The 10,667-nt window shown below is 70.2% G+C and carries 8 protein-coding genes; 5 read left to right on the forward strand and 3 right to left on the reverse strand.

All coding sequences use genetic code 11. The features are described from left to right. The first annotated feature begins 3 nt into the window (after positions 1–3). The gene (gene hppD, locus ACWCP8_RS28760) at positions 4–1,149 is read left to right on the forward strand and encodes a 4-hydroxyphenylpyruvate dioxygenase (protein ID WP_352262604.1); all 1,146 of its coding nucleotides are present in this window, start codon (positions 4–6) and stop codon (positions 1,147–1,149) included. 331 nt (positions 1,150–1,480) lie between these two features. Here hppD and ACWCP8_RS28765 read toward each other — a convergent pair whose 3' ends face one another. Continuing rightward, on the reverse strand, positions 1,481–3,148 hold the full coding sequence (locus ACWCP8_RS28765; RefSeq protein WP_451119002.1) for a hypothetical protein: 1,668 nt from the start codon (positions 3,146–3,148) through the stop codon (positions 1,481–1,483). Between the two features lie 97 nt (positions 3,149–3,245). On the opposite strand from ACWCP8_RS28765, the gene ACWCP8_RS28770 reads away from it, so the two are divergent. Next, positions 3,246–4,613 carry an FAD-binding oxidoreductase gene (locus tag ACWCP8_RS28770; RefSeq protein WP_352262600.1) on the forward strand — a complete coding sequence of 456 codons (1,368 nt, stop codon included), beginning with the start codon at positions 3,246–3,248 and terminating at the stop codon, positions 4,611–4,613. Between the two features lie 41 nt (positions 4,614–4,654). On the opposite strand, the gene ACWCP8_RS28775 is transcribed toward ACWCP8_RS28770, so the two are convergent. Further along, positions 4,655–5,131: an SsgA family sporulation/cell division regulator gene (locus ACWCP8_RS28775; RefSeq protein ID WP_352262598.1), complete on the reverse strand. Its 477-nt coding sequence runs from the start codon at positions 5,129–5,131 to the stop codon at positions 4,655–4,657. A gap of 213 nt (positions 5,132–5,344) precedes the next feature. On the opposite strand from ACWCP8_RS28775, the gene ACWCP8_RS28780 reads away from it, so the two are divergent. Continuing rightward, positions 5,345–6,940 carry an RDD family protein gene (locus tag ACWCP8_RS28780; RefSeq protein ID WP_451119004.1) on the forward strand — a complete coding sequence of 532 codons (1,596 nt, stop codon included), beginning with the start codon at positions 5,345–5,347 and terminating at the stop codon, positions 6,938–6,940. Positions 6,941–7,048: 108 nt separating this feature from the next. Further along, the gene (locus ACWCP8_RS28785) at positions 7,049–7,810 is read left to right on the forward strand and encodes an RDD family protein (protein WP_451119006.1); all 762 of its coding nucleotides are present in this window, start codon (positions 7,049–7,051) and stop codon (positions 7,808–7,810) included. Between the two features lie 12 nt (positions 7,811–7,822). On the opposite strand, the gene ACWCP8_RS28790 is transcribed toward ACWCP8_RS28785, so the two are convergent. After that, positions 7,823–8,170, reverse strand: coding sequence for a hypothetical protein (locus tag ACWCP8_RS28790; RefSeq protein ID WP_352262593.1), 348 nt, complete (start codon positions 8,168–8,170; stop codon positions 7,823–7,825). Between the two features lie 369 nt (positions 8,171–8,539). On the opposite strand from ACWCP8_RS28790, the gene ACWCP8_RS28795 reads away from it, so the two are divergent. After that, on the forward strand, positions 8,540–10,667 hold a 2,128-nt coding region (locus ACWCP8_RS28795), incomplete at its 3' end, for an immune inhibitor A domain-containing protein (protein ID WP_451119009.1).

Consider the following 10,667-nt stretch of genomic DNA (forward strand, 5'->3'; position numbering starts at 1 on the left):
AGCATGACTGAGACGCTGCACAACACCCCCGTTACCGCCAGGCAGGCCGATCCCTTCCCGGTCAAGGGAATGGACGCCGTCGTCTTCGCCGTGGGCAATGCCAAGCAGGCCGCGCACTACTACTCGACCGCCTTCGGCATGAAGCTCGTCGCCTACTCCGGACCGGAGAACGGCAGCCGCGAGACCGCCAGTTATGTGCTGACCAACGGCTCGGCACGCTTTGTATTCACCTCCGTCATCAGGGCATCCACCGACCACGGCCGCTTCCTCGCCGACCATGTCGCCGAGCACGGCGACGGCGTGGTCGACCTGGCCATCGAGGTCCCGGACGCGCGGGCGGCCTACGCGTACGCCGTCGAACACGGCGCACTGGGTCTCGCCGAGCCGCACGAGATCAAGGACGAGTACGGCACGGTCGTGCTGGCCGCGATCGCCACGTACGGCCAGACCCGCCACACCCTCGTCGACCGCAGCGGTTACGACGGCCCGTACCTCCCCGGCTTCGCAGCAGCCGCGCCGATCGTCGAACCGCCCGCCAAGCGCACCTTCCAGGCCGTCGACCACTGCGTCGGCAATGTGGAGCTGGGCCGGATGAACGAGTGGGTCGGCTTCTACAACAAGGTCATGGGCTTCACCAACATGAAGGAGTTCGTGGGCGACGACATCGCCACCGAGTACTCCGCCCTCATGTCGAAGGTCGTCGCCGACGGCACCCTGAAGGTGAAGTTCCCGATCAACGAGCCGGCGATCGCGAAGAAGAAGTCGCAGATCGACGAGTACCTGGAGTTCTACGGCGGCGCGGGCGTCCAGCACATCGCCCTCGCCACGAACGACATCGTCGCGTCGGTACGTGCGATGCGCGCGGCCGGCGTCCAGTTCCTGGACACCCCCGACTCGTACTACGACACCCTCGGCGAGTGGGCCGGCGAGACCCGCGTCCCGGTGGAGACGCTCCGCGAGCTGAAGATCCTCGTCGACCGCGACGAGGACGGCTACCTGCTGCAGATCTTCACGAAGCCGGTCCAGGACCGCCCGACGGTCTTCTTCGAGATGATCGAACGCCACGGCTCGATGGGCTTCGGCAAGGGCAACTTCAAGGCTCTGTTCGAGGCGATCGAGCGCGAGCAGGAGAAGCGCGGCAACCTCTGAGCCGGACGCTCGGATGTGAAGGGCGGGGCTTCCGGCGAACGCGGAGGCCCCGCCCTTCGTGCTGCTCCGTGCCGGAAGACGCGCGCCCGACGCAGGGTCCGCAGGCCGATCGGGTCCTCGGCCGGTCCGATCGAGTGAGGTAGCGGGGGGTGCGGGCGGCAATGGGGATGAACGGTGGGACGGATCAGGGGCCGCGTAGTCGCCGCTCGTTCCGGCCGATGAAGGGAAAGCGCCGGACGGCCTGAAGCCGGGCCGTCCGGCGATCCATGTGCACCACCGCCGGCCGGGCCCGGCGAGTCCGTCCCGTTCGCGGCGCCGGGCACCGGCCCTGTCAGTGGACGCCCGGCGCAGGCGATGCCGCCCCGGCCGGAGCGTGCGTGCTGCGGCCCGGGCCGGCGGCCATGCGATCCGGCCCCGGGGTGGGCTGCATGTCTCGCGGGCCGGTCGCCGACGGCCGGCTCAGGGCGTCCAGGGCCTTCCGGGCCGCCGGGGCCGCCAGCGGTGAGAACTGCGCGTTGGTCCGCAGCGCCTCCTCGAGGTGGCGGCGGGCCGGGCCGTACTCACTCAGATCCCGCTCGATCACGCCCAGGTGATACGCGTACAGCGCCGTCCCTCCGCCCGTGTCCGCCGCCTTCTGCGCGTACTGCAGCGCACTCGCCGAGTCGCCCGAGCGGTGCAGCGCCCAGCCCAGCGCGTCGGCGACCGCCGCGCTGTGATGCCGGCGCTGCCACTCCGTCTTCAGGAGTCCCACCGCCGCGGCCGCGTTCCCGTGGTCGGCCTCGAAGCGGCCCAGCAGGAGCGCGTCGTCGACTCCGTAGCCGTCGGCTCGGGCCAGGCTCTTGCGAAGCCGCGTGTACTGGCTGAGGGAGTCGTTGTCCAGGCCCAGCGACTCGTACAACTCGCCCAGTTCCAGCATGTATTCGGGGCGGGGGAGCCGGGACAGCGCCGCCCGGTAGTCGCGCTGCGCCTCGTCCGTGCGGCCCAGGGCCGCCAGCGCCCGCGCCCGGCCGGCGAGCGACGGATGGTGGGCCGGGTCGGTCCGCAGGGCCGCGCTGTACTGCGCCACCGCCTTCTCGGACTCGCCCCGCTCCCAGGCCAGTTCGCCCAGCCGGTGCAGGCAGTCCGCCTTCTCGGCGGGTGCGGTGGCCCGGTTCGCCGCATTCTGCGCGGTGGCGAGGGCGTCCTTGCGACGGCCCTGGTTCCGGTACATCTGCGCCGTCCGCGAGAGCGCCGGGACGCCCGAGCGCAGCGCCGTGAACTTCTCCGCCGCCTTGGCCGCCGCCGCGTACTCACCGAGCCCGTCGTACGCGTCGATCAGTACCGGGTACACCGTCCAGTCCTTCGGCTGCCGAGTCCGTACCGTCTCGCCCCACTTCTTCGCCGTGACGAAGTCGTGCCGCGCGTTGGCCAGCGCCGCCAGCCCCACCAGGGCCGCCGTGTTCCCGCGGTCACCCGGCTGTGCGTCCAGGGAGCGCCTCAGCGCCTGCTCGGCCCGCCCGTAGTACGCCGCGTCCGCGGAACGCTGCCCCCACTCCACATAAGCCGTCCCGAGCACCGCCCACGACCGCGCGTCGGACGGATGCGTGCCCACCCAGCTCTGCCGGTCCCCGATCATCGCCTTCAGATCGGGGAGGGAGGCGGGAGAGCCCGAGCTCGTCGCCGCCAGGGCGCGCGAGACCCCTCCCGGCACGGACGGCGGCGCGGTCTTCCTGCCGTCGTCCGGTACGGCCACGACCGCACCCGTCACCAGCACGGCAGCCGCCACCATGCCGAACGCCGCCCTGCGCAGCGTCGTGTGCAACGAGGCGGGCGGCGGGTCCGCCGACGACTCCGGGTCCAGGCCGAAGGGCGGTTCGCAATCGGGCGTCGGCGGCGTCTTCGGCGGGACGTCGTCGCACGGCTCGGAGGGCGACGAGGCAAGGGGCGGGCGATCCGGACGGTCCGGATCCGAGTGGTCCGAGTGCGGGGGCTCCGAAGGGTGCTGCGGCGTGACATCCATGCCGATCACTCTGCGTCGGTACGAAGAGCACACCGCACCTTGCGAACGCTGCCGCAGACGGGTTCACACCATTGGCCCCGGGTGTCACGCTTGGATCATGGACGATCTTCTCGAACGACTGCGCGCCGGCCTTCCTGCCGAGGCCCTGATCACCGATCCGGACATCACCGTCTCGTACGCCCACGACATGGCGAGCTTCTGCGACGCGGGCGCACCGGCCGTGGTGGTGCTGCCGCGCACCGTCGAACAGGTCCAGCACGTCATGCGGACCGCAACCGCACTGCGTGTCCCGGTGGTCCCGCAGGGGGCCCGTACCGGCCTGTCGGGCGCGGCCAACGCCTCCGACGGCTGCATCGTGCTTTCCCTGGTGAAGATGGACCGGATCCTGGAGATCAGTCCCGTCGACCGGATCGCCGTCGTGGAGCCCGGTGTCATCAATGCCGTGCTGTCCCGCGCGGTGAACGAACACGGGCTGTACTACCCGCCGGACCCGTCCAGTTGGGAGATGTGCACCATCGGCGGCAACATCGGCACCGCGTCCGGCGGGCTGTGCTGCGTGAAGTACGGCGTCACCGCCGAGTACGTGATCGGCCTGGAGATCGTCCTCGCCGACGGGCGGCTTCTGACGACCGGGCGCCGGACGGCCAAGGGTGTCGCCGGATACGACCTCACCCGGCTCTTCGTCGGCTCGGAAGGCAGTCTCGGCATCGTCGTCGGCGCCGTACTCGCACTGAAGCCGCAGCCGCCGCAGCAGCTCGTCCTCGCTGCCGAGTTCCCGTCCGCGGCGGCCGCCTGCGACGCGGTCTGCCGGATCATGGAGCGCGGTCACACTCCCTCACTCCTCGAACTGATGGACCGTACGACAGTGCGCGCCGTCAACAAGATGGCCCACATGGGCCTCCCCGACTCCACCGAGGCGCTCCTGCTCGCCGCCTTCGACACCCCGGACCCCACGGCCGACCTGACCGCCGTCGCCGAACTGTGCACCGCCGCGGGCGCCACCGAGGTGGTCCCCGCGGCCGACGCCGCCGAGTCCGAACTTCTCCTCCAGGCCCGCCGGATGTCGCTGACCGCCCTGGAGACCGTCAAGTCCGCCACGATGATCGACGACGTGTGCGTACCGCGCTCCAAGCTCGGCGCCATGATCGAGGGGACGGCGGCCGTCGCGGAGAAGTACGACCTCACCATCGGCGTCTGCGCCCACGCGGGCGACGGCAACACCCACCCCGTCGTCTGCTTCGACCACACCGATGCCGACGAGTCCCGGCGGGCCCGCGAGTCCTTCGACGAGATCATGGCGCTCGGCCTGGAACTCGGCGGCACCATCACCGGCGAGCACGGCGTCGGCGTCCTGAAGAAGGAATGGCTGGCCCGTGAACTCGGCGAGGTGAGCGTCGAGATGCACCGGGGCATCAAGGCGGCGTTCGACCCGCTGGGGCTGCTCAACCCCGGCAAGGTCTTCTGATCTCCTCGACAAGCCTTCCGGCCTCCCCGAGAGGCGCCGCATCAGGCCTCGCCGTCCGCCGACTCGTCCGAGGGCCACGGGTCGCTCAGCCACAGGTCGTCGGCGGGCAGCGGTGTGAGCAGTTCGGCGAGACCGGCGTCGATACCGAGCCGCTCGGTCTCGGTGCCGGGCGGCACCAGGCGCAGCGTCCGCTCCACCCAGGCGGCCACGGCCGCGGACGGCGCCTCGAGCAGCGCGTCGCCGTCGGGCGAGGTCAGCGCCACACAGATGACGTTGCGCCGCTGGATCTTGGTCGGCCGGATCCGTACGTCGCCGTGCCCGCACGGCCGGAACACGCCCTCGACCAGCAGATCGCGGGCGAACGTCCAGTGCACGGGGAAGTCGGAGCCGATGTGAAAGGTGATGTGCACGGCATACGGGTCCTCCGCGCGGTAGGTCAGCCGGGCAGGTACGGGGATGCTGCGCTCCGGCGACAGGACCAGCTTGAGCTCCAGCTCGCGTTCCACAACGGTGTGCATGAGGTGCGTCCTTCCGGTGCCGGTGAACCGGTCCCCTGACCGGCCCGCACATGGAGAGAGCGCCCTCCCCGCCACCTATTACGCGACTTCCGGAAAAAAACTTCACGACGACCGGAAAGTGGCTCAAACACCGGGACTGGCACGGGGGTGCGCGACTGTCTGGTAGATGTGGTCCGTCGACTTGAAGCTTCGAAGAGATACGGGACCACGGTGATGAGCGCCCCAACCCCGGCACCCGGTGACGACAGGCCCCGCGAGGGGTATTACCCCGACCCGTCCATTCCCGGATATGTCCGGTACTGGAACGGCGCTTCGTGGGTGCCCGGTACCAGCCGTCCTGCGCCTCTGCAGGGCGAGTCGGCGCCCGAGACACCTGCTGGAGCGGACCCCGAACCGCAGCGGCCGCAGCGGCCGTCGGCACCGGGCCCGGCACCCGCGCAGCCATCCGGGCCGGCCCACACGCCGGTGGACGAAACCGGTCCGGTCTTCCTGGACGAGGAGCCGTACGGTCCCGACCGCCCCGAACCCGCATCCGCCTGGCAGGCCGACGCCTCACGGCAGACCGGCTTCGGCGGCGAGCGCGACCGGCGGGTGTCCTGGGGCGGCACCGGGCAGCCCGGCGAGACCGGCGGGCCGGGGGAGCAGGGCGCAGCAGCGACTCAGGATCCGCGTACGCCGGCGGGGCGCACCCCTGCCGACCGGGTGCCCACGGACCCGCGGGGGTCCGGCTCGCAGGACCCCACGGGCGGCGCACTGCCGGGCATGCGCGACGGCAACAGCCACGTTCCCGAGAGCACCGTCGCGATCCGGGTCAACCGCCCGGGCCGCAGCGGTGGCGCCGGCGGGACGGGGAGCGGGACCGGTGCCGGGGACGGCGAGGCCGGGCGTCCGCCTGCCGAAGGCACGGTCGAGATCCGCGCCAGGGGCCGGGGCGGCCGGCCCCCCCGGCCCCTGGAGGCGGAGCAGGAGCCAGGCGGCGGGACGATGTCGATCCGCGCGTTCGCCCCCGGCACCACCCCGCACGCCTCTGCGCCCGCACTTGCCCCGGCGCCCGCTCCCGCTCCCGCTCCCGCTCCCGCTCCCGCGGAGCTCAACAATCCGCTCACTCCGGGACCTGGCGGCGGTGCCGCCTCCTGGGCGCAGCAGGTCCGTCAGCTCGCCGCGCCCCAGCAACAGCAGCAGCAACTTCCGCCCCAACAGCAACAGCAACAGCAACAGCGTCAGCCGCAGTTCCGCGGCCCGCAGCCGGCTCAGCCGGACCAGCCCGTCGTGCCCTGGAAGCCCCCGGTCAACGACTACTTCCAGCAGCTCGCCCAGGCCCAGGCGGCGGCCCGCCCCGCCGGGCTCGGCAAGCGGTTCGCCGCCCGGCTCGTCGACACGGTCGTGCTGGGCGCGCTCGTCGGCGCGGTCGCGTTCCCCCTTTTCACGAGGGCGATGGACCACATCGAGGAGAAGATCGACGCGGCGAAGCTGTCCGGGGAGACGGTCACCGTCTGGCTGGTGGACTCCACCACGTCCGTCCTGTTCGGCGGGGCGCTCGCGGCGTTCCTGGTGCTCGGTGTGCTGTTGGAGGCGCTGCCGACCGCGAAGTGGGGCCGCACGCTCGGCAAGAAGCTCTGCGGGCTCGAGGTGCGGGACATCGAGTCCCACAGCGCGCCCGGCTTCGGGGCCGCGCTGCGCCGGTGGCTGGTCTACGGCGTGCTCGGCATCCTGGTGATCGGTGTGATCAACGTGATGTGGTGTCTGTTCGACCGCCCGTGGCGGCAGTGCTGGCACGACAAGGCCGCCCGCACTTTCGTGGCGGGCTGATCCCGCGTACTGACGGCTTGTCGGGTGACGGGCCGTCGCGCGGTGCCGGGTTCCCCCGAACGCACCTGAGCCGTTGCGGGGGCCCCCGGGCCGGGATGCACTGCCCCCATGAGCAACGATCAGCCGACGCCCGGCCAGCCACCCGAGGACGACCCGTTCCTCAAGAAGCCGCAGGAGCCCCCGACGCCACCGTCGGGGTCCGGGGCCGGGTCGGAGTCGGGGCCCGGAGCCGGGGCGGGGTCCGAGTCCGGGCCGGGCTCGGGGCCGGGGTCGGGGCAGGGGTCGGGCTCGCCCTACGACCGTGCTCAGCCGCCGCCTCCTCCGCCACCCCCGTACGATCCCAATGCCTACGGCGGCGGCCCGTACGGCGGCACCGACCCGCTCGCGGGCATGCCGCCGCTCGCCGAGCCCGGCAAGCGGATTCTGGCCCGGTTGATCGACTTCCTGATCATCTCGATCCCGCTGTACCTGATCTCGCTGCCGTTCGGCGGCGCGGTCGACGTGTCGGACAACAACGGCAATGGCGAAAGCGCCGGCGATGTGTTCACCCAGACCTACAACGGGCACCAGCTGCTCTGGTCGCTGATCGCCCTGGTGGTCTACGTCGCGTACGACACGTACTTCACGCACAAGGACGGCCGCACGATCGGCAAGCGGCTGCTCAAGCTGCGGGTCGCGATGCTCAACGACGGCCGGGTGCCGGACACCAGCGCCTCGTTCCTGCGGGCCGTGGTGCTGTGGCTGCCGGCGCTGCTGTGCTGCCCGTGCCTGTGGTGGCTGATCAACATCGTGCTGATGTTCACGGACAAGCCGTACCGGCAGGGACTGCAGGACAAGGCGGCCAAGACCGTGGTGGTCTCGACCGCGTAGCCAGGAGCCCGATCAGCGGCGCAGGGAGTGCTCGCCCACGCGCTCGGCGGCGTGGACGGCCGGGATCCTGGCCCGGTGGACATCGTCGATTACGGCATCTCCCGTAGACGTGGCGGAAGTGGCGGTGGGGACGGCAGGGTTCGTACGAACCCCGGTTGCCGTCTTCGCCGCCTTCCGCGTTTTCGTCCGCAGCGGCAGGGGTACGGTGACGGCCACCAGCAGGCCGAGCGCCATCGCTGCCGTTCCGATGACGGCGATTCCGACGCCCGAACTCGTACGCGACAGCAGCAGCATGGCGAGCGTCGAGAAGACGACGGTGACCGATCCGTAGGAGAGCTGTGCAGCAGTGGGACGCGGCATGGCGGTATCCGTCCTCGGGGCTTCGGATGGGCAGTCTCTCAACGCGGTCGCACTGTCAAGCGACTCTACGACGGTGGATGCCCGAGAGGAACCGGTAGTAAGCGTGACCTAACCCACGGTGCCGGTGCACGGGGGGCGCACTGAGTCATCCCGGGTTCCGTGGGGGCGCTTCGGCGCGCCGGTTACCTGCTCGATGAACGTCCGAATAACGGAAATGCCCTTCTGCATAGTGTACTTGGCCTGTCCAAGTCAAGATCTGTCTTTTCTCTCGTAACTCCGGTCGAATGTCGTCACTTGTGACGCGATCCGCGCGCGGCCCTGCCACACCCCAAGGCTGCAGCCGCGGACGCCGGGGAGGGACAGCATCAAGTGACCACTAAGAGACGGGCGCTTCGCGCCACGGCGGTTGTCGTGGCCATGGCCGCCACCGCCGCTACGGCGTCAGCCTTCGCCACAGCCCAGGCGGACGAAAAGTCCCCAGGAGCGAGCAGCTCCATCGTCGACCGCCGTGATCCGGGGTCGGCCAAGGGCGGCGCGCACGACCTGGAAGGCCCTTACAGCAAGCAGCAGGACGCGCAGCGTCAGGCTGCTCTGGAGCAGGTCATCGCGGGCGACAAGAAGGTGTCGACGCGCGACGGTTCCAAGGTCGTCAAGCTCGACGACGAGAAGTACGTCGAGCTCGGCCGCCAGAAGACGGACAAGATCTTCACGGTCCTGGTCGAGTTCGGCGACAAGGTCGACGACACGACCATGTTCGACCCGGATGGCGACGGGCCCAAGCCGCCCGTCAAGAAGTACGGCGGCACGCCCGGACCGCTGCACAACACGATAGCCAAGCCGGACCCTGCGAAGGACAACAGCACCGCCTGGCAGGCCGATTACAACCAGGCCCACTTCCAGGACCTCTACTTCGGTGAGGGCGCCGGCAAGAACTCGCTGAAGACGTACTACGAGAAGACGTCCTCCGGGCGCTACTCGGTCGACGGCGAGGTCTCCGACTGGGTCAAGGTCCCCTACAACGAGGCCCGTTACGGCTCCAACTACTGCGGCTCGTCCAACTGCGCCAACTCCTGGGACATGATCAGGGACGGCGTGAACGCCTGGGCGGCGGACCAGAAGGCCAAGGGCCGCACGCCGGAGCAGATCAAGGCGGACCTGGCGAATTACGACCAGTGGGACCGCTACGACTTCGACAACGACGGCAACTTCAACGAGCCCGACGGCTACATCGACCACTTCCAGATCGTGCACGCTGGTGAGGACGAGTCCGCGGGCGGCGGCGTCGAGGGCGCGAACGCCATCTGGGCGCACCGCTGGTACGCGTACGGCACCAACGCCGGTGCGACCGGCCCGGCCGACAACAAGGCCGGCGGCACCCAGATCGGTGACACCGGCATCTGGGTCGGCGACTACACCGCACAGCCCGAGAACGGCGGCCTGGGCGTCTTCGCCCACGAGTACGGCCACGACCTCGGTCTGCCGGACCTGTACGACACCACCAACACCGCCGAGAACTCGGTCGGTTTCTGGTCCCTGATGTCGGCCGGTTCCTGGCTCGGCACCGGCAAGAACGCCATCGGTGACATGCCCGGTGACATGACCGCCTGGGACAAGCTGCAGCTGGGCTGGCTGAACTACGCCTCGGCCAAGGCCGCGACGAGCTCGCTCCACAAGCTGGGTGTCTCGGAGTACAACACCAAGGACAAGCAGGCGCTCGTCGTCACGCTGCCCGACAAGGCCGTCACCACCGCTGTCACGACGCCCGCCGAGGGCTCCAAGCAGTGGTGGAGCGACATGGGTGACAACCTGAACAACACCCTGTCCCGTTCGGTCGACCTGACCGGCAAGTCCAAGGCGTCCCTGGACCTTTCGGGCTGGTGGGACATCGAGAAGGACTACGACTACCTCTACACCGAGGTGTCGGAGAACGGCGGCGCCAGCTGGACCGCGCTCGACGGCACGGCCGACGGCCAGGCCATCCCGCGCGACGCCAGCGACAAGCCGGCCCTGACCGACGTCTCCGGCAAGTACCAGAAGCTGTCGTACTCGCTGGACGCCTACGCCGGCAAGAAGATCGACATCCGCTTCCGTTACACCACCGACGGTGGCGCGGGCGGCGTGGGCTTCGCGGCCGACACCATCGCGGTCAACGCCGACGGTGCCGCGCTCTTCTCGGACAACGCCGAGGGTGACGACAACGGCTGGACCGCCAAGGGCTTCTCCCGCGTCGGCGCGTCGTTCACCAAGGAGTACCCGCAGTACTACCTCGCGGAGAACCGCCAGTACGTCTCGTACGACCAGACCCTCAAGGTCGGCCCGTACAACTTCGGCTTCTCCACGACCCGTCCGGACTGGGTCGAGCACTACCCGTACCAGAACGGTCTGCTGATCTGGCTCTGGGACACCTCCCAGAAGGACAACAACGTCTCCGCCCACCCGGGCAAGGGTCTGATCCTGCCGATCGACGCGCACGCGAAGCCGCTGAAGTGGGCCGACG

The organism is Streptomyces sp. NPDC002206 (assembly GCF_053593595.1).